26 protein-coding genes and 1 tRNA gene are annotated in these 23,017 nt (G+C 52.7%); 16 read left to right on the top strand and 11 right to left on the bottom strand.

What is annotated here, in order from left to right; genetic code table 11:
* Nucleotides 1–20 precede the first annotated feature (20 nt).
* Nucleotides 21–740, bottom strand: a complete 720-nt coding sequence (locus AC55FS_RS01390; protein WP_496934276.1) for a YebC/PmpR family DNA-binding transcriptional regulator — start codon at nt 738–740, stop codon at nt 21–23.
* Between the two features lie 80 nt (nt 741–820).
* Complete coding sequence (locus tag AC55FS_RS01385; RefSeq protein ID WP_496934275.1) at nt 821–1,216, bottom strand: acyl-CoA thioesterase; 396 nt, start codon at nt 1,214–1,216, stop codon at nt 821–823.
* A gap of 280 nt (nt 1,217–1,496) precedes the next feature.
* Here AC55FS_RS01385 and AC55FS_RS01380 point away from each other — a divergent pair, with 280 nt between their 5' ends.
* The 6 genes from AC55FS_RS01380 to AC55FS_RS01355 all read left to right on the top strand — a co-directional run bounded on the left by AC55FS_RS01380 (nt 1,497) and on the right by AC55FS_RS01355 (nt 8,046).
* Nucleotides 1,497–2,540: a PstS family phosphate ABC transporter substrate-binding protein gene (locus AC55FS_RS01380; RefSeq protein WP_496934274.1), complete on the top strand. Its 1,044-nt coding sequence runs from the start codon at nt 1,497–1,499 to the stop codon at nt 2,538–2,540.
* Nucleotides 2,541–2,719: 179 nt separating this feature from the next.
* Nucleotides 2,720–4,093, top strand: a complete 1,374-nt coding sequence (pstC, locus tag AC55FS_RS01375; RefSeq protein ID WP_496934273.1) for a phosphate ABC transporter permease subunit PstC — start codon at nt 2,720–2,722, stop codon at nt 4,091–4,093.
* Nucleotides 4,086–5,354, top strand: a complete 1,269-nt coding sequence (gene pstA, locus AC55FS_RS01370) for a phosphate ABC transporter permease PstA (protein WP_496934272.1) — start codon at nt 4,086–4,088, stop codon at nt 5,352–5,354. Before pstC ends, pstA begins: the two co-directional genes overlap by 8 nt.
* A gap of 37 nt (nt 5,355–5,391) precedes the next feature.
* Nucleotides 5,392–6,195 carry a phosphate ABC transporter ATP-binding protein PstB gene (gene pstB, locus AC55FS_RS01365; protein WP_496934271.1) on the top strand — a complete coding sequence of 268 codons (804 nt, stop codon included), beginning with the start codon at nt 5,392–5,394 and terminating at the stop codon, nt 6,193–6,195.
* 10 nt (nt 6,196–6,205) lie between these two features.
* Nucleotides 6,206–6,925, top strand: coding sequence for a phosphate signaling complex protein PhoU (gene phoU, locus AC55FS_RS01360; protein WP_496934270.1), 720 nt, complete (start codon nt 6,206–6,208; stop codon nt 6,923–6,925).
* Nucleotides 6,926–7,131: 206 nt separating this feature from the next.
* A complete protein-coding gene (locus AC55FS_RS01355) occupies nt 7,132–8,046 on the top strand; it encodes a porin (protein ID WP_496934269.1) in 915 nt (304 codons plus the stop codon).
* Nucleotides 8,047–8,195: 149 nt separating this feature from the next.
* Here AC55FS_RS01355 and AC55FS_RS01350 read toward each other — a convergent pair whose 3' ends face one another.
* The 4 genes from AC55FS_RS01350 to phoB (AC55FS_RS01335) form a co-directional block, all read right to left on the bottom strand.
* Nucleotides 8,196–8,519: a hypothetical protein gene (locus tag AC55FS_RS01350; RefSeq protein WP_496934268.1), complete on the bottom strand. Its 324-nt coding sequence runs from the start codon at nt 8,517–8,519 to the stop codon at nt 8,196–8,198.
* 425 nt (nt 8,520–8,944) lie between these two features.
* Nucleotides 8,945–9,262, bottom strand: a complete 318-nt coding sequence (locus tag AC55FS_RS01345) for a hypothetical protein (RefSeq protein WP_496934267.1) — start codon at nt 9,260–9,262, stop codon at nt 8,945–8,947.
* 387 nt (nt 9,263–9,649) lie between these two features.
* Nucleotides 9,650–10,921 (bottom strand): phosphate regulon sensor histidine kinase PhoR, encoded by a 1,272-nt coding sequence (phoR, locus tag AC55FS_RS01340; RefSeq protein ID WP_496934266.1) that lies wholly within the window; start codon nt 10,919–10,921, stop codon nt 9,650–9,652.
* A gap of 23 nt (nt 10,922–10,944) precedes the next feature.
* Nucleotides 10,945–11,649, bottom strand: a complete 705-nt coding sequence (phoB, locus tag AC55FS_RS01335) for a phosphate regulon transcriptional regulator PhoB (protein WP_496934265.1) — start codon at nt 11,647–11,649, stop codon at nt 10,945–10,947.
* 163 nt (nt 11,650–11,812) lie between these two features.
* Between phoB (AC55FS_RS01335) and AC55FS_RS01330 the strand changes: the two genes are divergently transcribed.
* From AC55FS_RS01330 to AC55FS_RS01320, 3 genes are all read left to right on the top strand, one after another.
* A tRNA-Thr gene (locus tag AC55FS_RS01330) sits at nt 11,813–11,888 on the top strand.
* A 103-nt stretch (nt 11,889–11,991) separates the two neighbouring features.
* Nucleotides 11,992–12,315: a DUF3392 domain-containing protein gene (locus AC55FS_RS01325; protein WP_496934264.1), complete on the top strand. Its 324-nt coding sequence runs from the start codon at nt 11,992–11,994 to the stop codon at nt 12,313–12,315.
* A 489-nt stretch (nt 12,316–12,804) separates the two neighbouring features.
* Nucleotides 12,805–13,617, top strand: coding sequence for a hypothetical protein (locus AC55FS_RS01320; protein ID WP_496934263.1), 813 nt, complete (start codon nt 12,805–12,807; stop codon nt 13,615–13,617).
* Here the strand turns inward: AC55FS_RS01320 and trmH are convergent.
* Entirely contained in the window at nt 13,592–14,293 is a 702-nt protein-coding gene (trmH, locus tag AC55FS_RS01315) for a tRNA (guanosine(18)-2'-O)-methyltransferase TrmH (RefSeq protein ID WP_496934262.1), read from the bottom strand. The two genes, AC55FS_RS01320 and trmH, sit on opposite strands and share 26 nt — an antisense overlap.
* Nucleotides 14,294–14,420: 127 nt before the next feature.
* Between trmH and cysZ the strand changes: the two genes are divergently transcribed.
* Nucleotides 14,421–15,182 carry a sulfate transporter CysZ gene (gene cysZ, locus AC55FS_RS01310; protein ID WP_496934261.1) on the top strand — a complete coding sequence of 254 codons (762 nt, stop codon included), beginning with the start codon at nt 14,421–14,423 and terminating at the stop codon, nt 15,180–15,182.
* Nucleotides 15,183–15,194: 12 nt separating this feature from the next.
* A complete protein-coding gene (locus tag AC55FS_RS01305) occupies nt 15,195–16,130 on the top strand; it encodes a response regulator (RefSeq protein ID WP_496934260.1) in 936 nt (311 codons plus the stop codon).
* 137 nt (nt 16,131–16,267) lie between these two features.
* On the opposite strand, the gene phoR (AC55FS_RS01300) is transcribed toward AC55FS_RS01305, so the two are convergent.
* The 4 genes from phoR (AC55FS_RS01300) to AC55FS_RS01285 all read right to left on the bottom strand — a co-directional run bounded on the left by phoR (AC55FS_RS01300) (nt 16,268) and on the right by AC55FS_RS01285 (nt 20,167).
* Nucleotides 16,268–17,575 (bottom strand): phosphate regulon sensor histidine kinase PhoR, encoded by a 1,308-nt coding sequence (gene phoR / locus AC55FS_RS01300; RefSeq protein WP_496934259.1) that lies wholly within the window; start codon nt 17,573–17,575, stop codon nt 16,268–16,270.
* A gap of 3 nt (nt 17,576–17,578) precedes the next feature.
* The gene (gene phoB / locus AC55FS_RS01295) at nt 17,579–18,277 is read right to left on the bottom strand and encodes a phosphate regulon transcriptional regulator PhoB (protein WP_496934258.1); all 699 of its coding nucleotides are present in this window, start codon (nt 18,275–18,277) and stop codon (nt 17,579–17,581) included.
* 352 nt (nt 18,278–18,629) lie between these two features.
* Nucleotides 18,630–19,535, bottom strand: a complete 906-nt coding sequence (gene ubiA / locus AC55FS_RS01290) for a 4-hydroxybenzoate octaprenyltransferase (RefSeq protein WP_496934257.1) — start codon at nt 19,533–19,535, stop codon at nt 18,630–18,632.
* Nucleotides 19,536–19,570: 35 nt separating this feature from the next.
* On the bottom strand, nt 19,571–20,167 hold the full coding sequence (locus AC55FS_RS01285; protein WP_496934256.1) for a chorismate--pyruvate lyase family protein: 597 nt from the start codon (nt 20,165–20,167) through the stop codon (nt 19,571–19,573).
* A 143-nt stretch (nt 20,168–20,310) separates the two neighbouring features.
* On the opposite strand from AC55FS_RS01285, the gene AC55FS_RS01280 reads away from it, so the two are divergent.
* The 5 genes from AC55FS_RS01280 to AC55FS_RS01260 all read left to right on the top strand — a co-directional run bounded on the left by AC55FS_RS01280 (nt 20,311) and on the right by AC55FS_RS01260 (nt 23,008).
* Nucleotides 20,311–20,475 (top strand): rubredoxin, encoded by a 165-nt coding sequence (locus AC55FS_RS01280; RefSeq protein WP_496934255.1) that lies wholly within the window; start codon nt 20,311–20,313, stop codon nt 20,473–20,475.
* 57 nt (nt 20,476–20,532) lie between these two features.
* Nucleotides 20,533–21,690, top strand: a complete 1,158-nt coding sequence (locus AC55FS_RS01275) for an FAD-dependent oxidoreductase (protein WP_496934254.1) — start codon at nt 20,533–20,535, stop codon at nt 21,688–21,690.
* Nucleotides 21,691–21,755: 65 nt separating this feature from the next.
* Nucleotides 21,756–22,028, top strand: a complete 273-nt coding sequence (locus AC55FS_RS01270) for an HU family DNA-binding protein (protein WP_496934253.1) — start codon at nt 21,756–21,758, stop codon at nt 22,026–22,028.
* A gap of 17 nt (nt 22,029–22,045) precedes the next feature.
* Nucleotides 22,046–22,579: a DUF1415 domain-containing protein gene (locus tag AC55FS_RS01265; RefSeq protein WP_496934252.1), complete on the top strand. Its 534-nt coding sequence runs from the start codon at nt 22,046–22,048 to the stop codon at nt 22,577–22,579.
* Between the two features lie 54 nt (nt 22,580–22,633).
* Nucleotides 22,634–23,008, top strand: coding sequence for an SCP2 sterol-binding domain-containing protein (locus AC55FS_RS01260; RefSeq protein WP_496934251.1), 375 nt, complete (start codon nt 22,634–22,636; stop codon nt 23,006–23,008).
* The last annotated feature ends 9 nt before the right edge of the window (nt 23,009–23,017 follow it).

Genomic DNA, 23,017 nt, shown 5'->3' with positions numbered 1-23,017 from the left:
GGTGGCTCCGGCCAGTCGACTTAGGCAAATTGACCGTTGTGGTAGATTTCCTGCACGTCTTCCAAATCGTTTAGCAGACCCACAAAGCGCTCAAAGCTGTCGGCATCATCGCCACTGATTGGGTGTTCCATGGTAGGCAGATAGGTGATCTCCTGGACTTCAAAGTCGAGGCTGTCATCCATCTCCAGCAATGCCGTTTTGGTTTTGAAGAATTCCGTCGGCGGCACCAATACGGTGATCATGCCGTCTTCACTGTCGATATCAGACACATCGACATCGGCCATCATCAAGGCTTCTAGCGCTGCTTCTTCGTCGTCGCCAGCAAATACAAACATGGCTCTGTGGTCGAACATATGTGACACCGAGCCCTGAGTTCCGAGCTTGGCTTTGCACTTCGAGAAGACACCACGAATTTCGCCAAAGGTGCGGTTGCCGTTGTCGGTCAGAGCGCTGATCAGCACCATCACGCCGCCAGGGCCAATGCCTTCGTATAACGCAGGTTGGAAGTCTTCTCCACCAGCACCCGAGGCTTTGTCTAGGGCTTTTTCAATAACGTGGGATGGCACCTGGTCTTTTTTGGCGCGATCGATCAGGCTGCGCAAGGCCAGGTTGCCACTCGGGTCACTGCCGCCGGCTTTGGCGGTTACATAGATTTCACGGCCGTACTTGGAGTAGACCTTGGTTTTTGCCGCGGCCGTTTTGGCCATGGATTCTTTACGGTTTTGATACGCTCTGCCCATGGGATTCGTCTTGGTTGCAAATAGAATAAGAAAAACGCGTCGATTGTAACCAGACTTGCACAGCAGAGCGAGGCCTGAGCTTAGCGCGGTACCCGGCGAATGCGGCCTTTTTCATCAATCGCGACGTACACAAACTCGGCATCCACCACTTTACGGCGATGATTTTCTTGGGGATTGCGCGACCATACTTCGATACCGATGCGGATAGATGACGTGCCGATATCTAACAGTCGGGTGTAGAAACACACTGCCGCGCCGACCCGGATGGGCGACATAAACGCCACCTGCTCCAGCGCCACGGTGGCGATTCGGCCCTTGGCGACCTGACTGGCGACACTTTCGGCGGCCAGATCCATTTGTGATACCACCCAACCACCACTGATATCACCGTGTGCATTGGCATCACAGCGTGATGGAATCAACCTTAGAGACAGTTCTCCCTCTGGGCTTGGCTGGTTGTCTTCAGAGGATGTCATGGCAAACCTGATTTGTTGTTGTTTGGCGCTGAGTTTACTGCTTTTGCTACGCCAGTACACTCAACTTTGATGTTATCTACCACTCGGTCACAGTCTGTTTCCTCAGGCCCAATAATCCTTATCTGGAGGGGCTAGCAAGACGCTTGGCAGGAGTGGCTGTCATGCAATGGTCATCAAATAGTCACAAAACAAGCCGTTGTCATGTTTCTGTAACATTGCAGCCAAATAATGGCGGCCAGTAACAGCAATCACCCAGCAACCCTGTATAAAGGACACTGTGATGAAAAAAGTTTTGTTGACCGGCGCCGCTTTCATGGCCACTTTGGTGGGCAGCGCTGCGCATGCCGAGCGCGACTACATCAGCATCGTTGGCTCATCGACCGTTTACCCGTTTTCTACTGTGGTAGCTGAACGTTTTGGCAAGTCGACTGATTTCCGTACTCCTAAGGTTGAGTCCACAGGCTCAGGCGGCGGCTTGAAGCTGTTCTGTTCCGGTGTTGGCGGTGCGACGCCGGATATCACCAACGCTTCTCGTGCCATCAAACCGTCTGAAGTTGAGCTGTGTGCCAGCAACGGCGTGACCGACATCATCGAAGTTAAAATCGGTTACGACGGCATCGTTCTGGCCAACGCCAAGACCGCAGAGCGCATGCAGTTGAGCACTAAGGATGTATTCCTGGCGCTGGCGAAAAACATTCCGAATCCAGACGGCACTGACACTCTGGTTGAGAACCCTTACAAAACCTGGAAAGACGTGAACCCAGCACTGCCTGCTCGTGCTATTGAAGTGTTAGGCCCACCGCCAACTTCCGGTACGCGTGATGCCTTTGTTGAGCTGGCGATGGAAGGTGGCTGTAAGCAGTTCCCATTCATCAAGGCGATGAAAAAAGCAGACAAAAACAAATACAAGGCGGTATGCCATGGCATGCGTGAAGACGGTGCTTATGTTGAAGCGGGCGAAAACGATAACTTGATCGTGCAAAAGCTGGCGGCTAATCCTGCAGCACTGGGCATCTTTGGTTACAGCTTCCTGGAGCAAAACGCCGACAAGGTTCAAGGTTCTCTGATCAATGGTATGGAGCCAACCTTCGATAACATCTCTAGCGGTGAATACCCCGTCAGCCGTTCGCTGTACTTCTATGTGAAGAAGGCGCATATCGGTGTGATTCCGGGCATCGAGCAGTACCTGGCTGAGTTCACTTCAGATCGCGCCATGGGTGAGTATGGTTACCTGGCCGAAAAAGGTATGATCCCGATGACTCAGGAAGAGTGGACTGTCGTTCGCAATAGCGTTCAGAGTCTGAAGACTCTGGCTGCTAACTAACGCAGACAAACACTCTGTTTTCAAAAGCCGAGGCTATGCCTCGGCTTTTGTGCGTTAACTTCCCGGCCGGTGCACTAACACGGGCCGCTGGCTTGGATGCCATAACGTCACTGCCGTGGCACAACCGATAACGGGTCAGTCCAGTTAGTGAGGACCGGCCAGGAACTGATTTCAGAACGATGAATTACAGTAGCTTGATTATCGCGATCATCATTTTGTTTGGTGGGGCTTACCTGCTCGGACGAAATCGTGCTCGCATGCTGGCCAACGCCGGCAATTCGCTGCATTCGCTGCCGACCCATTATGGCGCTTTGATGGCAATGTGGACCGGCATCCCAGCCGTACTCTTGGTCCTGCTGTGGACTTTATTGCAAGGCCCGGTGGTCGATACTCTGGTGGTCAAACAGCTGCCGGCCGCTATTCAGCAGGGCAGTGAGGTCGATATTCAGCTGACCTTAAGCAAGGTGCATAACCTGGCCCAAGGCGCAGGTCTAGCGGCAGATGCCAGTTTGCAGCCTGCCGTTGAGCACTTGTTGGCGCTGGAAGAGCGTACCCGAGTATTGCAAGCGGGCGCCGTGCTGGTGTTGGCGCTGCTGGGTTTTGCTCTGAGTTGGAAACGTCTGCGGCCAACGTTGCGTGCGCGTACCGAAGTTGAGCGTATCGTCGGCGTGTTGCTGTTTGCTAGCTCTGGCATTGCCGTGCTCACCACCTTTGGCATTTTGGCGTCGGTATTGTACGAAGCCTGGATGTTCTTCCAGAAAGTTAATGCGCTGGATTTCCTGTTTGGCACCACGTGGTCACCCCAGGTAGCGCTGCGTGCCGACCAGTCTGGCTCATCGGGCAGCTTTGGCGCCGTGCCGCTGTTTGCCGGTACCTTGCTGATCTCCATGATTGCCATGTTAATCGCAGTCCCCGTAGGTCTGATGGCAGCGATTTATTTATCTGAATACGCCACCGCGACGGTGCGCAAATATGCCAAGCCTGCATTGGAGATTCTCGCTGGTATCCCAACCGTGGTGTATGGCTTCTTTGCTGCACTAACGGTCGCACCTTTGGTGCGTGATCTGGGCACCGGCATGGGTTTTGAGGTGTCGTCGGAAAGTGCCCTGGCAGCGGGTTTGGTGATGGGCATTATGATCATTCCGTTTGTGTCGTCATTGTCGGACGACGTGATTAACGCGGTGCCGCAGTCTCTGCGTGACGGCAGCTATGGTCTCGGTGCAACGCGCAGTGAAACCGTACGTCAGGTGATCATTCCTGCGGCCCTGCCGGGCATTGTCGGCGCTGTGATGCTGGCCATTTCGCGTGCCATTGGTGAAACCATGATTGTAGCGATGGCGGCCGGTCTAGCGGCCAATCTGACCGCCAATCCACTCGACTCAGTGACTACGGTGACGGTGCAAATCGTCACCCTACTGGTGGGTGACCAAGAGTTCGACTCGCCGAAAACTTTGGCGGCATTTGCCTTGGGCTTGGTGCTGTTCCTGGTGACCCTGACATTGAACTTCGTTGCCCTGAAAGTGGTGCAGAAATACCGGGAGCAATATGACTAATTTAACCACTCGAGAAAAAGTTGAGCGCAGCATGAAGCGCCGCCGTGCGTCGGAAGCCCGCTTTCGCGCTTACGGCATAGCCTCGGTTACCTTTGGTTTGCTGTGTTTGGTGGTGTTGTTCTCTGACATTTTGAGTAAAGGCCTGTCGGCGTTTCAACAGACGGTGATTGAAGTCAGCATTGAGCTCGACAGCGACTACCTCGGCATCGATGCCAACGCCGATGATAAGGCCGTCAAACTGGCCAACTTCGATGGTCTGATCAAGCGCCATCTGGTGCAGGAACTGCAGCCGGAACGTCGCGACCGGCGCCAGCTGTTTAGCCTTGTCAGTGCCGGGGCCTCTTGGCAACTGCAGCAAATGGTATTGGATGATCGCAGTGTACTGGGGCAGACTATCACCATTGCCCTGATTGCCGATGACGATGTTGATCAGTGGTTTAAGCATGATCGTGAGTTGCAACAAAACCAGCGCCTGAGCGAAGTGCAGTTGGGCTGGCTTAAGCAATGGCAGGACGATGGCCAGCTGTATACACGCTTTAACCGCTTGTTCTTTACCAATGGTGATTCGCGTGAGCCGGAGTTGGCGGGTATTCGTGGTGCCATCTCTGGTACCTTCCTGACCCTGATGGTGACCTTCCTGCTGTCGTTTCCTATCGGCGTGGCGGCGGCTATCTACCTGGAAGAGTTTGCGCCGAAGAACCGCATTACCGAGTTTGTTGAAATCAACATCAACAACCTGGCGGCGGTGCCTTCCATTACCTTTGGTCTGCTTGGCTTGGCGATCTTTATTAATGTCTTTGGTGTATCACGCTCGACGCCGCTGGTGGGCGGCTTGGTGCTCACCCTGATGACCTTGCCAACCATCATCATCTCGGGTCGTGCAGCCATTAAGGCGGTGCCACCGTCAATCCGTGAAGCGGCTTATGGCCTGGGTGCTTCCAAGATGCAGGTGGTTTTCCACCATGTGTTACCGCTGGCCCTGCCAGGCATGCTGACCGGAACCATTATCGGTATGGCACAAGCACTGGGTGAAACCGCTCCGTTGTTGATGATTGGTATGATCGCCTTTGTGGTCGACGTACCAGGCTTTATCAACGATCCATCGACGGTATTGCCGGTGCAGATTTTCCTCTGGTCAGACAGCCCGGAGCGCGCCTTTACTGAGCGTACCTCTGGCGCCATCATCGTGTTGCTGGGCTTTTTGATTACTATGAATGCCGCTGCGGTTTGGTTACGCCGTAAGTTAGAGCGTCGTTGGTAAGCGTGTACAGAGATAAGAGTTATTACTAGGTGCAATTATGAGCATTATTGAAAACCACAAAACTAATGGCCGACCCTTCTCTGACGCGCCCAAGCTGCAGGCACGTGGCGTAGATGTGTTTTACGGTGAAAAGCAGGCGATCTTCGATGTTAGCTTAGATATCGGTGCCAACGAAGTGATCGCCCTGATCGGTCCGTCCGGTTGTGGTAAATCCACTTTTTTGCGTTGCCTGAATCGCATGAATGACACCATCGATATTTGCAATATCAAAGGTGACATTTTGCTCGATGGCGACAACATCTACGATGCTAAGGTCGATGTAGTGCCACTGCGTGCCCGTGTTGGCATGGTGTTTCAGAAGCCAAACCCGTTTCCAAAATCCATCTATGACAACATTGCCTACGGGCCTCGAATTCATGGTTTGGCGCAGTCACGGGTTGAATTAGACGAAATCGTTGAGCGCAGCCTGCAGCGTGCCGGCTTGTGGAATGAGGTCAAAGACCGTTTGCATGCACCGGGTACCGGCCTTTCTGGCGGTCAGCAGCAGCGTTTGTGTATCGCCCGTACCATTGCCGTGGACCCTGAAGTTATTTTGATGGATGAACCCTGTTCTGCCCTGGACCCCATTGCAACGGCTAAAATTGAAGAGCTGATTGACGAGCTGCGCGAAAATTACACCATCGCCATCGTTACTCACTCGATGCAACAAGCTGCTCGGGTGTCTCAGCGCACGGCTTACTTCCATATGGGCCAGCTGATTGAAGTGAATCCAACCGATCAGGTATTTACTACCCCGGAGCATTCACTCACTGAGGCCTACATTACTGGCCGCTTTGGCTAAGGATTAGATGATGGAAATGAATTTTAACCAGCATATCTCTGGCCAGTTCAATGCCGATCTGGAAGCGATTCGCAACCAGATGATGGGCATGGGTGGCTTGGTTGAACGCCAGGTATCGGCTGCCATCGAAGCCATTTGTGGCGGTGATACCAGTGGTGCCGACGATATTATTCGACGCGAAGATGAAGTCGATAATATGGAAGTGACTATTGACCATGAATGCACGCAAATCTTGGTACGGCGCCAGCCGGCTGCCTCCGACTTGCGCATGGTGTTAGCGGTATCGCGGGTGGTGCGTGATCTCGAGCGTATCGGTGATGAAGCGTGCAAGATTGCCATTCATACCCTGGAAGTGGCAGACGCGCGCAACTCGCAGATTTGCCAGCAGTCACTGCGCTATATGGGCTCTGAAGTGGTGAAGATGATATCGGGGGCGCTGGATGCTTTCGCCCGTGCCGATGTTGAAGGTGCCATTGAAGTAGTGCGCAACGACAAATTGGTCGATAAGCAATACGCAGCGGCGCTGCGTGAGCTGATCACCTACATGATGGAAGATCCGCGCTCGATATCTCAAGCCATTAACATCCTGTGGATTTTGCGCGCTCTGGAGCGCATTGGTGATCATGCACGTAACATCTCAGAGCAGGTTATCTACCTGGTCAGTGGTACCGATGTGCGTCATACACCGCTGTCCGAAATGGAAGAGCAAGCGCACAAAGACGACAAGTAAGCACGTCATACTGTGGCGTCATTTGGCGCCGCATCTTTCCACCTTAAGCTTTCCTCTAATCCAGGCCTGCTACAGTGGTAGCGAACAAGTGAGCATGCGGGGTGTGACACAAAGTTGTCGCAAAGAGCTGGCTTGTCATAAAAGTGCAATCTTTTTGAAACATCATTGTCACCCAACGGTAACGATCACCTTCATTGGATAACTTTATGAAAAACTACGCTTTGCTGGCCGCCATGTTGGCGCCAATGGCGGCACAAGCTGCCGACACCATCGAAATTCAAATGCCAGAATTTTACGGCAAGCTGAACCTAACGGTGCAGGCCAACGATGACAGCAAAGGTGAATACACCGAAGTCAGCAGCAATGCATCGCGTTTGGGTCTGAAAGGCAAAGGCCAGTTGAAGCACGGCATTGAAGCGATTTATCAGGTGGAATATCAGACCACTCCCGATAGCAAAGACGGTGACTTTTCTCAGCGCAACACCTTTGCTGGCTTACAAGGCTCAGCGGGTCAGCTGATCATAGGTACCTTTGATACGCCTCTAAAAGCACTGCAGAAAAAAATCGATCAGTTCAACGACCTCGAAGGTGACATAAAAAGTGCCATCACCAGCGCCGAAAACCGTATGGGCAACAGTGTGATGTACACCAGCCCTCGTTTGGCGGGTGTGCAGCTGGCAGTCGATTACATCAGCTCCGAAGACGAAGAGGTTAACGATGGTAAATCTATCGCTCTGAACTATGAGCGTGGCCCTATTTACCTGGGCGTTGCCCGTGATATTGACGTCAAAGCCGAAGACATTGATGTGACCCGTGTCGTGGTGCAAACCAAAGTGGCTGGTTTGCAGCTGGGTGCTTTGTGGGAGCAACAGGATAAAGATGACGTAGACACCGAAGGCTGGGTGGCTTCTGTGGCTTATAAACTGGATATGGGTTTGGCTTTGAAAGCTCAATATGGCCAGTCGGACATCGTCGCTGAAGGTATGAGCACCTACAGCCTGGGAGCTGACTACAGCCTCGGCAAAGGCGCCAAGGCGATGCTGTTCTACACCGACGAAAGTGCCGACGATGAAAGCAAAGACGCCAGCTACGCCGGTGCCGGTATTGAATACAAGTTCTAAGGCTTGCCTGTAAGCATCACACGTTGCGATGGCGTCTGTGTGATTGCTGCACCTTCGACGGCTGCCGGGTAACAGCAGCCGTCGCACGATTTGGCTTTAGCGGCTATCGGTAATTCCCCCGAACAGCCAAAAGCAACAAAGCTCTCATCTCATTTTTCCGTATTCTGATACGGAGTCATATCAATAATTGAATTATCACTGTTATCCATCACTTTATTGATAATTTTTTCAGCCTGTTCCAATGACTCAACTTTGAAAATTGCACAAGAAGCTTTGTTATTTTGGCCCTGTGTGCCGAAGTAAAACCTAAGTGTGTTATGCTGCTCTGAGTAGGTAATATTTATCATAGACACCCCATTCACCCAATTATAGAGCTTTTTGTCACCAAAGATATTTTCGGACTTGTATTTGATTGTTGCTGCATTTGCAATGGCTGTAATTGCCATCAATCCAGCGAAAATAATCCCGCGCATTCTTACTCCTAAATGCAGGGCCGCCTCTCAGAAGCCCTTCCTATATCAATTCAATCGATTACCCGAATGTTTCATCCAAACACTAATCTGCTCTCGCTGACTTAGCACTGGTGATACTGCAGGCACTTTGCCCCATGGCAAGAGCAGCATTATACAAACTGCCGTGAATAGCGAAATGTGTTGGCTTTACTTATATTTTTGTTTGACTTCCGATTAACTGAGGTTTTAGCGCTGAATTTTGTTCGGTGAAACTAGTAATACAAACGAAGTGCAAACGAGACACCCTAAGCCTAGTGCCTGCTTACTCGGTTATTCGCCTAGGTTTTTAGCGCCCTAGTAGGCCGCCTGAATTGGAAATGGCTGTGCCCGCAGGGGCAGCCCTGGACAGCTTTTTTGGGGGATTCATATAATCCCATGTAACCCTGCTATTCAAAATGTTTCGAGATAGCTTCCAGATAATATGTAAGATCTTGTTCTCCATTACTATTGGTATATCTATAGCTCCCGTTTTTTTTGTATTTTTCTAATAACCTGCGTATTTCCATAGACACAAAGTCTGGCAAATCTTCCAAACCTTCTATTGAGTCATGATCATATATGGCAAAAATCACCTTCAGCACCAAACTTGATTCATCACCAAAACCGTATTCCTTCCAAGCCTCATATACCTCAATAATAGTCGCGCCAGCATGAAACATAATCTTCAACCTCTCACTGCTTTTAAGCTTCTTGTGTTCGTCCATAGTGATTTTATTTGCTTAAAATAAGTAATTACAGTTACAAACGAGGCACCCATCCTAAGCCTTGTGCCTGTCCTCTCGATCGTGCGCCTAGGTTTTTGGCGCTTTAGCAGGCCGCCTGAGTTGGCAATGGCTGTGCCCGCAGGGGCTGCCCGGACGGCAGCGCTAGCCAACATCCTGCCGGGATGCAGGCTGTTGGTGTTGCGGCGACCACAGCATTGCAAACAAAGGAGAAAAGGCCTGCGCAGCGCAAAGCAGGGAGTTCGCCTGCCCGGCGTGAGGGATAAGATCCCTCAAGGAGGGCATTAGCTGTTCGGCAAATAAAAACCAGTCACTGGGGCAAGCTGATATTGGCGCACTCACCGCAGTAACATCACTCGGCTAGCGCTTTTATTGTGACCGCACCCGTTCGCCAGGCAAGACAAAGCTAAAGGTACTGCCAGATCCTAAATGAGAATCTATTTCCAGTTGTGAGTCATGGTGTTCTAGTGCGTGTTTGGCAATGGCCAAGCCTAAGCCAGAGCCGCCGACTGTTGATTCGCGCGAGTCGTCAACGCGATAAAAGCGCTCGGTTAAGCGGCTGAGGTGTTCGGGGGCGATGCCCGGGCCCTGATCTGAGATGCTGACTCGTAAACCATTGCCTTCGGCACGAATCTGCAGTCGCACTTCACCATCGCCGCCATATTTATAGGCATTGGTCAGCAAGTTACTGAGCACAGAACGCATTTCTTGTTCAAAGCCCAGTACCTCAACATGGGCATCACAGCTCAGCACCACTGGGTTGTTGGCATAAGATTGCAGCTGATCAATGACGCTATGAGCTAATTGCGGCATATTGAAATACTCGCCGCCGGCATCACGATTGGCGCTTTCCAGCCGTGATAGCTCAATCAAATCGTTAACCAGGCTTTGCATACGCTCGCCTTGGCCGGACATTTGGCCGATGGCTTTTGACAGCGTGGCGGGCAGTTCCATATCGCGGAACATTTCCAAATAGCCATTGATAACGGTTAGTGGCGTGCGTAATTCGTGAGAAACGTCGGCGATAAAGTTCTGACGCATGGTTTCGACCCGCTTGCGTTCCGTCACATCGCGCACCAGCAGGACCTTTTGGTCTAAGCCAAACTGAGTGATCTGCAGCATCAGGGTTTGCGAGCGAATATGATTGAAGTCGAACTGCAGCGCCTTGCTGTAGTCGCCACCATCAAAATACTTAGTGAAGCGTGGAATTCGCAGCAGGTTTTTGATGTGTTGGCCTTGGTCGTCACTGCGCAGGCCCAGTAACCGAACGGCGGCACTGTTGAAGTTGGTGATATAGCCGTCGGCGTCGATAATCAGTACACCGTCTTGCAGGGATTCCAGCCCGTCGTTGTAACGTCGCAGCTGTTTGGCTTGCTGGCTGAGCTTAGTGCGCAGGTTTTTTTCTCGGCGCACAATACGATCAACGCTGTAACCAACCAGGCCACTGTCTTGAGGCGGCGGCCCCATACGATGACTCCAACGATACAGATTGGCCATTGCCCGCAGCGACATGGCATGAGCCACCAGCATACCGGCGATTAAGCCTGGCAAGGGATAGCCCACCGACCAGCCTGCTGCCAGTCCCAAACCGACTGGCACTGCAACACGTAGCAGTTCTCTCTGCCAAATACCCTGGTGCAAGGGCTACCTCACTGTTGAGCCGTTTATCCGGTTTCGACCGCGTCTGGGGTCAGGCGATAACCTGCACCGCGAACGGTCTGAATCATGGCTTGCTGGTCTTGTGGACTCAAAGCCTTGCGCAATCGCCGAATATGCACGTCTACCGTGCGGTCTTCGACATAAACATTGCCACCCCATACCCGATCGAGCAGTTGGGCGCGCGAGTATACTCGATTCGGATGCAGCATAAAGAATTCCAGCAGGCGAAATTCGAGTGGCCCCAATGTCACTTGCTCATCACCTATTGTGCAGCTTTGTGCATTGCGGTTCAGCACTATGGCACCTGCTCGCAGCGTGCCGTCTTCACTCAAACCCTGGCTGCGGCGCAGAACGGCGCGAATGCGTGCCACCAATTCACGCGGCGAGAAGGGTTTAACAACATAGTCATCAGCACCTGCATCCAGGCCACTGATACGGTCGTCTTCATCGCCCCGGGCCGTCAGCAAAATAATTGGGATGTCGGCAGTCCTATCGTCTTTTTTCAGCCGTTTGGTCAGCTCTATGCCAGACAACATGGGCATCATCCAGTCGAGCAAAATCAGATCGGGCCGGTCGTTGACCACCATCTGATGCGCCAGGTGGCCATTAGCAGCAAGTTTGACCTGAAAACCGGCCAGCTCAAGGCTGGTGGAGATCATTTCGCAAATGGCTGGTTCATCGTCGACGACCAAAATGTGATTACCACTCATGTTGCGCCCCGTATTGTGCAGAAATAACCGAGCGTCATTGTGACATTTTTATGAAATTGAGCCAGCGCTTTGGCGACAAATGAAAACCTACGGAGAATCAGATATTTATCGTAAAAAGGGGTTGACGGGGCCAGGCTTCATCAGTAATATCCCCGCCCACTTAGCCGGTATAGCTCAGTTGGTAGAGCAACTGACTTGTAATCAGTAGGTCCCGAGTTCGACTCTTGGTGCCGGCACCATATTAAAAACCCGCTCATCGAGCGGGTTTTTTTATGCCCGTCAGTTGCCGTTTGGCAGCGGATTACTCACTATGCATGCTCTGCATTGTTGTGAGGAAAAGCCATGCTGAGCTGGCTTAATCAATGGTCGGTTTATCTGCGACCACATCTCGATGATATAGCTTTGGCAATGGTGGCAACGCTGCTGGTCATTTTTGGCGACAGTATTAACGATCTGGTACGTCATTTGATGCGCCGCCGCCCTGTCTGGCTGCGTGTCGCTGTTTTTATTGCCTTGTGTGCTTTTGGCTATGGTGCGCTGTCAGTTTTGTTAACGCCGTTGTTGGAAGTGTTTTTACGCCAGTTGCCTGGTTGGCAAATGTTGCTGACGGTGGTGGGGAGCTTTGTCTTGATAGGAGTGTTGGCCGAGCGCTATAAAAAAAGCTAAGGGCCAAAACGAAATCGGGCGCTGCAGACATCCTGTCTGCAGCGCCACAGCACCCTAGATCATCCTGATCTGTCATCGTCCTTGCGGCTATCCAAAGCCTTCATTCATCCTTGCAGCATCCCATGCTGATAGCCATCCTAGCTATGCTCTCCTGAGCAACATCCTTGTGGCATCCTTTGCCGTCATCCATGCAGGTCTCCTGACCTGATCCTTGTTTCCTACTTCGTCCTGAAGAAGAGACGTCCTGTCTCTGTGTCTCCGTACAGGAATTACAATAGCAGAATGGCCACGTTGGAAAAGCCGTGTCTATCTATAATGTGATCTTGTTGGGAAAAACGACTACGCTGAAAAAGCCTTTAAATACAGTGCTTTAGCTTCAGACCTCGGTGTTTTCGGGACAAGAGTGCAGGCTGATTTATGGAGATCTCTTACCACCTTGTGAGATATCTCCTACAAGGGCTAGAGTGCCTCTCTCAAGGGTGAAAAACTATGTCGAAGATCGACGACCGCAGCAGTGAGCCATTTGCGAAACCGTGGCGTTACTTGGCTATGGCGGAAGAAGCGATCACCTTGCTAAAGCAAGGCGTGATTGCCGTGCCAGAAATATCACGCTGGCCTTTGCCCTGGTTTACTTCTTTGTCGGAATCGAATGCGGGGGTTGTTTCTGAACAGGCCTATCAGAGCTATTTGCAGCAAGCTTATGACAAGCTGCCAGCAGCCGTTGCGTCGTTGTTAACCTTCGAGCAGTTCTGTCACCAGGCTAACAGCAAAAGGGCGGAAATAGAGGCACAACTACAGCAGTACAGTGATCAGCAGCAGCGCCAACAGCAAGGCAGTTACCAGGACTGGATGCTACAGCGCTTGTATTCGCAGCCAGACAATGTGGCCGCCTGGCAGCAGCACGAGCACGAGTTGGCATCTGTCTGGTTAGCCATTGAACCCAACAACTGGCCTCAAGCAGAGCTGCAGCCGGTGCAGTATCAAGCACAAAGCTCTTTAGCATATCCGCAAAGATTGCTGGTCGATCCACCGGACAACCAATGCCTGGGTGAGTACCGGCTGTTGCTTCAACGGCAGCAGCAAGAAAAGTGCATTCAGGTGCAAGACATCGATAACGCGCTGATACGTTTGCCGCCCAATGCTATTCGTGCGCTGCTGATAGGGAGTGCGGTTAGCTCAAGCGGACAACAGGAGTTATTGGATTTCTGGTATGGCGATTTTCGCTACCAGCGCATTCCTGTGTTTAAGATGCGCTGGCAGGCTGGACTCACGCGTCCTACTTTTTCCCTTTGCTCGCGCTGAGTTCATTGATTAGCCGCGAAAACTCTTGCGGATCAGCCACTTCGCCGTCCTCGCGCAAGGCTGGATAGGGCACGCCGTATTTCTTACACAGCTTCGTCAGCTGCGGTTGGCACCATTCAAACAATAAGCGCTGGTAGTGCTCGTCGGGCAAGCGCCGTTGATCGTAAAAGCCTGCTCGCTGGCGCTGGTATTGAGCCTCATTCAGCATAATGGCGGCGGCAACTGAGACGTTGAAAGACTCGACCATGCCTTGCATCGGAATCACCAAATGCTGATCGCACAGCCCAGCGGCAATGGCACTCACGCCCTCGCGCTCTGTGCCCATTAACAGCACCGTCGGTTGAGTGAAGTCATATTCACGATAATCGACGGCCTCATCGGTCAGATGAGCGGCCACCACCTTATAGCCTTGTTGCTGAAATCCGCGAATGGCGCCTTCGATATTGGCGTGGGTATGGGCTTCAACCCATTCCGCTGAACCTGCGGTAGCCGCAGTGCGCAAGCGGTAGCGATCACGTGGCCAGACGACGTGAATGTCTGGAATACCGACAGCGTCGCAGGTTCGCGCTATCGCAGCCAGGTTATGTGGCTTATACACTTCATCGGTTAATACCGTCAGGTCTGGCTGACGTCGGTCCAGCGTGGCAGTGATACGCTGCAGGCGTTCGGGAGTCATGATGCAAATCTCTAGCGATCTGGTAATTCAAACCGGCGCTCAGCTGTTGGTTGCTGTCATCGACATGGCTGGTGCTCGGCGGGCACGCATTGTATAAAAGCGCCCCCTTGAATGCACGGAGACCGCTATGAAAGGCAACCCGTTATTAGGTGGACGCTATTGGCTATCGGGCTTGAGCAGCCTGACCCAGCCGGGTTTGCGCCGCTATGTCGCTTGGCCATTGCTGATCAATATTGTGTTGATGAGTGCTGGCAGTTGGTGGGGTATACAGTGGTTAGATGGTGTGACCGACTGGATCTTAAGCGCCTTGCCCGGCTGGTTAAGCTGGATGTATTGGCTGCTGATGCCGTTATTGGTAATGGCTTTTTTAATGGTGCTGGCCTACGTCTTCAGTGCTGTATTGATGTTGATTGCCAGCCCCTTTAATGGCCTGTTGAGCGAAAAAGTCGAGGTGCAGGCTGGCAACCAAATCCCGTACGAAGCCTTAATGCCGATGATTCGTCGCACTTTGGGCCGCGAATTAACCAAGATGGGTTACTACTTGCCGCGTTATCTGGTGTTGTTCATCCTAACCTTTATCCCAGGGATAAACCTGATTAGCCCAGTATTGTGGTTCTTGTTTGGTAGCTGGGTGCTGGGCTTGCAGTACTTGGATTATTCCTACGACAACCATGGCGTCAGCTTTAAGGACATGCGTCAGCAATTGCGTCGGCAACGCTTTACGGTGATGGGCTTAGGGGCGGTGGTGTCTTTGGTGATGCTGGTGCCAGTGCTCAATTGGTTTGTCATGTCGGCTGCCGTTATTGGCGCTACTCGCATGCGCATGCAGCACTTTCCTCTACCAGCGATGCAGCATTCTGTCAGCTATGCTAACAGGAGTTCTGACTGATAAGGCTTGAGCATGGCAAAGCTGAATATTCTGGTGGTTGATGATGCCGCTTTCATTCGTGATTTGGTGAAAAAGGCGATCAAGGAAATCTACCCGGGCTGTACCTTGTTTGAAGCAGTCAATGGCCGTAAGGCCATCACCACCATGAGCAGCAACGAGATTCACGTGGTGCTGTGTGATTGGGAAATGCCTGAGATGTCTGGCTTGGAAGTGCTCGAATGGATGCGCTCAGACGAACGCTATAAAAAAACTCCCTTTATGATGATCACCAGCCGCGGCGAGCGCGACCACGTCGTCAAGGCCGTGACGGCTGGTGTATCCGATTACATCGGCAAGCCTTTTACCCGCGATAACTTTACCGCCAAGGTATCTAAGATGGTGTACAAGCACCATAAGATAAAACCCGGTGGTGGTGGCGCTGCCACGCAGTTGAATGACTCTGCCAGTGTGCTAACGGGAGGACAGGCCGCTGCCGCGAAACCGAAGCATGACATGGGTGGAGCTTCGGTATTAATGGGCCAAAAACCGGCGCCACCTGCCAAAGCCGCAGCGCCGGTAAAACAGGATATGGGCGGTGCATCGGTACTGATGGGTAGCCCTGCGGCTGATAAAAAGGCCGCCAAGGGAGGCAAAGCGAAGGCGGTGGCCAGTGTTCGTTTTGGCTCAGGTGGTACCGCCAAATTAGTGATCAAAGACATCAGTTTGCAAGAGTTGGTCGGCGTGTTTCGCCGCGAAGGTGATCTGCCAGGGCTGCTGGAAACCGTAGTGATCGACATCATGCTGGGAGATGATCCCGGCGATGTAGCGCGCATCAACGGTTATATCCGTGCCATGCAGGCGCAAGAAGCGCACCCTGATGCGGAAACCATTCAAACCGTGATTCGTTACGTTGACGATGATCCGGAAAAACTGGCGATCTTGTCGAAGTTTATTGCGCGAGTTCGCTAAGGACAGTTAACACTATTTCGATCACGCTGTTATGAACTGAAAACCTCTCTATTAAGGCGCAAAGAGTGATGTTTAGCGAGTTAAACAGCACTCCTCATGCCTCACTCAAGAAACAACGGACGTCCAGCAGCAAAGAGCTAAATAGTGTTAACTGGCCTAATGTTTGCCAATAAGCGCTGCGTCGGGAAATGACAGCAAAAGGTGCTGCCCTGGCCCATCTGGCTGTCGACGGTTAAGCGGCCATCATGGCGTAGCAAAACGTGTTTCACTATGGCCAGCCCTAGCCCGGTGCCGCCCGTTTGTGGATTGCGGCTGGGGTCTGCGCGGTAAAAACGTTCGGTCAGGCGCGGCCAGTGATGCTCGGCAATACCTATGCCGCTATCTTGCACGGCCAAAACCCCTTCACCTTCTTGGCAGCGCCAGCTGACTTGGATGCGACCGCCGGCCGGCGTGTACTTGACGGCATTAAAGATCAAATTAGAAAACGCGCTGCGCAGCTCGCTGTCGTACCCTGATAAGTGCCAGTGCGAATCAACCTGTAGGACTATGTCGTGTTGCTCGCCGCTCAGTGCCCGGGCATCGCTGCATATTTGCGCCAATAGCTGTTCCATATCGATCATTTGGGCTTCATGGGGGCGATCGGTTTCCAGGTGCGACAGGGTCAGCAAGTCGGTGATCAGGGCTTCCATACGCTGCGACTGCTGTGACATCTGCTCTAGCATGCGCTGACTGCGACCGGGCAGTTCAACGGCCGTGAGCAAGGTTTCCACATAACCGCGAATGACTGTGAGTGGTGTGCGCAGTTCATGGCTGACGTTAGCGACAAAATCCTTGCGCATCTGCTCCAGTTGCGCGAGGCGGGTAACGTCATGCACCAGCATCAATCGGTCTTTACGGCCAAACAGAGTAATGTTGAACTGCAGCTGTTGTTGCGGATTGACGGGCGACGCTAGGGTCAAGGGCTCATCGTACTGAATGCTATTGAAGTAGCGTTTAAAGTCTGGGTCGCGAATCAAATTGGTCATTGGTTGGCCGACATCGACCGGTGATCTCAGCCCCAGATAGCGACTGGCTGCAGCGTTCCACCATTCGAGATTACCGTGACTGTCGACCATCAATACGGCATCCTGCAGCGCCGCAGTCGAGTCTTGAATGCGATGTAAAATGGCCTTTAGCCGTTGATGATGGCGGCGGCTGCGCTGTTGCAAGCGCTGAGTTTCACGAAACACCTCTCCCCAGATACCGAGGGTGTTGGGCAGTTGGCCACTTTGTCCATCGGCTAACCAGCGATGCAATCGCGCCAGTTGCAGCCATTGCCAGCCGACATAGGCCGCTAAGGTAGTAAACAGTGCCCAACCGGGCTGCTGAAGATAATGACCGACTGCTGCTGCGACCAGCAATAATGCCAGTATACGGCGTAACTCCCTGCGCCAGACGGGGCGCATGGTTTATGCCGCTTTGGTAGAAAAGCGGTAACCCGTGCCGCGCACCGTTTGAATCAGATGTTCGTGAGCAGGCCCTAGGGCTTTTCGCAGGCGGCGAATATGTACATCGACGGTGCGCTCCTCAACATAAACATTGCCGCCCCACACCTGATCCAGCAGCTGAGTGCGCGAATAGGCACGCTCTTGATGGGTCATAAAAAACTGCAGTAAACGATATTCCGTTGGGCCAATATCAACCGGACTATCAAATGAGGTGACTCGATGACATACCGGATCCAGCACTAGGCCGCCCACTTCAATCGGCTCCTCTATGCCTTGCGGCGTGGTGCGGCGCAATACTGCTTTTAGCCGGGCAACCAATTCGCGCGGTGAGAAGGGTTTGGTGATGTAGTCGTCGGCACCGGCTTCCAGCCCTTGCACCTTGTTGTCTTCTTCACCTTTGGCGGTAAGCATAATGATGGGCAGCTCGGCGGTGAGATCTTCACGCTTGAGGCGGCGCGCGAACTCCACACCACTGGTGCCGGGCAGCATCCAGTCAAGCAAGATCATATCCGGCTTGTGGTCCACCACATGGGAGTGAGCCTCCTGGGCGCTGGCGGCCTCAAGACACTCATAGCCTGCCATTTCTAAAGCGACGGCGATCATTTCCCGGATCGGCGCCTCATCGTCGACGATAAGAACGGTCTTGCCTGATTTGCTCATAGTGATGTCACGCAACTGTCATAGTCTGTTCAGCGAAGCTATTACAGCCATAGATTGTTACAGCCATGTGACAGGTCGGAGTTTTGCGTACGAGTTGGCCGCTAGCTTAGGGCCTGTGAACACTATTTCGATCACGCTGTTATGAGATGAACACCCCTCAATTAAGGCGCGACGATGGACGTTTAACGAGTTGAATGAAGGATAAGCAACACGGATTGAGGGATGTTCAGCCATATCCCAAAGGCTTGCAGTCCGTTTTTCCCTGAGTCGTGTTATTCGTTGCTTAATTAACCGGTTAAACCGCGCTCCTCATGCCTCACTCAAGAAAAAACTGACTTGCAGCAGCAAAGAGCTAAATAGTGTTAACAGGCCCTAGGGCAAAAGCAGCAGCCACGCCGGCGAACAATATGGCGCCATACCAGTGGCTCAGACGAAACATGCGAAAGCAAGTATCGCGCTGGCGCTGGCGAATGTTCCACACTTGCCAGCCAGCAAACAGCTGAGCGGCGGCCCAGCCAAGATAATAAACACCGCCCAGTTCTAGTTGCTGTCCAGCCAACAGATAAAACAATCCGGTTAGCACCATCAGAGTGGCGACCATAGTCACGTCCAGGTCGCCAAACAGCACCGCGGTGGATTTAACGCCGATGCGCAGGTCATCATCACGGTCGACCATTGCATAGATAGTATCGAAGGCCACGGTCCAGGTCAGATTGGCAAAATACAATAGCCATAAGCCTTGGGGGAGTTCATTGCTTTGCGCCGCAAAGGCCATAGGAATCGACCAGGAATAGGCGGCACCTAAAAACAGCTGCGGCAAATGGGTATGGCGTTTCATAAAGGGGTAAATAGACGCCAAGCCTAAACCTGCAAATGACAAGGCCACGGTAAATGGGTTGGTTAGCAGCACTAACGCAAAAGCGATGGCCACCAGCAGGGCAAATCCGCTGAGTGCCTGTTTGGCCGTCAGTCGACCCGTGGCCAGAGGGCGGTCTTTGGTACGTTTTACATGGCCATCAATATGGCGATCGGCATAGTCGTTGATGACACAGCCGGCAGAGCGCATTAAAAAAACGCCAATTACAAAAATCAGTACATTGGCTAGATCTGGCTGGCCGGCACCGGCGATCCACAGCGCTCCTAAGGTCGGCCACAGCAGCAGGTAAGAACCAATCGGTCGGTCTAAACGAGTGAGATGAACCCAGTCTATCCATTGAGGCCAGAGTTGGTCGAGTTGGCGGGCGATCTGTGTGCGCACAAGAAGTCCTGTTAGCGAGGCCGACGGAGGCGCAATTATGCCTCAGACGCAGGGGCCTCGCACCCGCCTAGCTGTGCCACTCGCTGCAGTAGATCATCGGCGAAAGCTTCGCTGACCATGATGGGGCTCTGGTTCAGATAAAACAGCGAATAGCGACAACGTTGCCAGCCAGGAATGCGACTACGACAGACCTGCAGAGGGGTGCGTTGAAGATCGGGCTGGCGGAACAAAAAACTGCCTAATGAGCGATTACCGAGGGCTCGCAAGCGCCGCAATGAGCCTTGCAAGGCCTGCAAAGGAACCACGCTGCGAGCTCGCACCATGGCTACTTCACCAACCCACAGCACCACTTCGCGCTGCCAAACCGAGGCACCTGCGGGGAGCTGCATCTGCTGTTGCTCAAATGGCGTGGCCTGACAGCATTGCTCTTGCACCACCTGGACCCAAAACATGCCTGGACGAAGGTTGTCCAATCGCTGACTGAGAGAGCCTGGGTGCAATAACCAGTCGCGCCAAGCGGGCGACAAAGGCGCTAACTGTAAGCACCGTTGACCCGACCAAGTGGGAGTCAAAGGGTGAAATTGCTGGCCGCCCGGTTTGGGGCTGGGTACGAGGGGAGTGCTGCTTTTCATCGGCGCGCAGCATGCGCCAAAGGCGCCGTTCTAGCAAGTGCATTGCAGCCATATCGTATCGCTATGCCCGCAATTGACCGTTGCTTTTCCAACTTCGCGACAGTAGTTTTACCTGCCCGAGAACGTTTGAGAGAGTAGTAAGCATGAAAAAGTGGCAGTGCGTCGTATGCGGCTGGATATACGATGAAGCGGAAGGTGCCCCGGACGAAGGCATCCCGCCAGGCACGCGCTGGGACGACGTGCCCGACGATTTTATCTGCCCAGATTGCGGTGTCGGCAAAGAAGACTTTGAGATGATCGAAATCTAATCCCTTGGGTTAGCACTGAGCTGACCAGACATTGCCCCCTTACGTTAGGTAGTCAGTATGACGGATACGCAAGCTCCGATTGTTGTCATTGGGTCCGGCTTGGCCGGTTACAACCTGGTGAAAGAAGTGCGCAAGCTCAACGCTGAGCTGCCAATTTTGGTGATCACCGCAGATGATGGTGCCAATTATTCCAAGCCCATGTTATCGACCGGTTTCACCAAAGAAAAAACCGCAGAGCAGTTGGTGATGGCCACCGCCGCTGACATGGCTGAACAACTGAATATCGTTATTCGCCCGCACACGCGGGTGAGCCATATCGATCCGCAACTGAAAAAAGTGTTTATTGGTGAAGAACCGGTGTCCTACAGCAAGCTGGTATTGGCCTGGGGTGCCGAGGTGGTCAAGGCTCGTTATGAAGGCGATGGCGATGACCGCGTCTTTTCCATCAATGACCTGAGTGATTATGGCCGTTTCCGCCGTGCTGCCATTGGTAAAGAGCGCGCGTTAATCATGGGTGCCGGTTTGATTGGTTGTGAATTTGCCAACGATCTGGCCAATGGTGGCATCCGCACAGAGGTGGTTGCTCCGTGTGAACATATTCTGCCCGGATTGTTACCGGCAGCGGCGGCGCAGGCCGTACAGCAAGGGCTCGAATCGTTAGGTGTGCGCTTTCATCTGGGACCCTTGGTGACTCGCATTGAGCGCCTTGATGACGGCGTGCGTGCCACTTTGAGTAACGGTGAAGTGATCGATGCTGATGTGGTGTTATCGGCTATCGGCTTGCGCCCTCGGTTAGATTTGGCGGTGAAAGCAGGCCTTAAAGTAAATCGTGGTATTTGCGTTGACCAGACCCTGCTAACCAGCGAAGCCGATATTTATGCCCTTGGCGACTGTGCTGAGATCGAAGGTCACGTGCTGTTATATGTGTTGCCGCTGATGACCTCCGCTCGGGCATTGGCCAAGACCTTAACCGGCGATACCACGCCTGCCAGCTTTGGTGCCATGCCGGTGACGATAAAAACCCCAGTGGTGCCCGTGGTGGCCGCTTTGCCAGCGGCCAATGCGGCTGGAGAATGGCACATTGAAGCTGAAGGTTGTGACGTACAAGCGGAATTTCGTGCCCCAGAGGGTGATTTACTGGGATACGCTTTGACCGGCGGCAAACTTAGCAATAAAGTAGCGCTCAACAAACAACTGCCGCCTTTGTTACCCTGACAGCGGCAGTTTGGTGTGTGTATTCCCGGTCGGGATACTGAGTTAATCAATATAGGAAGCAATTCATGCGTAAACCAGAACTGGCGGCAGCTATCGCTGAAGCAACTGACCTGAGCAAAGAAAAAGCCGCTGAGGTTGTGACAGCATTCACCGATCAGGTCGCCAAGGCCCTGAGCGAAGGTGACAGCGTTAGCCTGATCGGCTTCGGTACTTTCGAAGTTCGTGACCGTAAAGAGCGTCAGGGTAAAAACCCGCAGACCGGTGAAGCCATCACCATCGCAGCGGCCAAAGTTCCTGCGTTTAAAGCAGGTAAAGGCCTGAAGGAAGCAGTGCAATAAGCGCTGAATCCCCTCAGTTGCTGACCCGTGAGTGGGTTCAGCAACTGGTCATTGGCGAGGGACTGTGCCCTTTTGCGGCACCCGTATTTGAGCAGATGCGCATCGATGTCTGCGACAGCCGTGATCTGACCACCATTACCCATAGTTTTTTGCAGTTGCTGCGTGAAGTGGCGGCGGCCAATCCACAACAGCTGCCGACGGCGCTGTTTGTTGTTCCTAACGCGTTGCACGATTTTTACGATTACCTGGATTGGTGTCAGGTGTGTGATGATTTGCTGGTGCAGCAGGAGCTGGAAGGCGAATTGCAGCTAGCCACCTTTCATCCGCGTTATCAATTTGCTGATGAGCATATGGACGATTGGTCCAACTTTTCCAATCGCTCACCGTATCCCATGCTGCATCTGATCCGAGAAGCCGATATAGAAGCGGCGTTGGCCGATGTGTCGCACCCTGAGCGCATTCCTGAGCGCAATAAAAAGCATTTGCGCAGGCTCGGCCGAGACGGACTCTTGCAAGCAGCCCCGGCTCTGGCAAAATCCGGCCTGCTGTAGCTGGCAGCGCCATCCTTCCCGCCGCTACGGATTCGTTTTTATTAAGGAACCTTCATGATCAAATTTCGAATGCTGTTGTGGCTACTTGGCTACATGATGAAAAAAAATGCTCGTGCCAACGAGGATTTTCAAAAACAGCTGCAAGACAAAGACTTTGCTTTCCAAATGCAAACTGACGATGGCAGCGTGGTGCGCAGCTTCCGTATCAAGGACCAGCGCATTAAGAGCAAAGGCAAAGCCCATCAGGAACCGGCGTTCACCATCAGCTTTAAAGATGCAGAAACCGGGCTAAAGATTCTGACAGCCAAAGATAAAAATGCTTTTATGAAAGGTATTCAGGATAAAGACATCAAAGTCACAGGTGACCTGTCGCTGGTGATGTGGTTCCAAGGCATTGCCAAGTACCTGAAGCCACGCAAGAAGAAGTAATTCCTCAAC

The organism is Bacterioplanes sp. CLAM21, from assembly GCF_059641015.1.
Note: the sequence above shows the minus strand (reverse complement) of the source record. Positions and strands in the feature narration are given on the sequence as shown.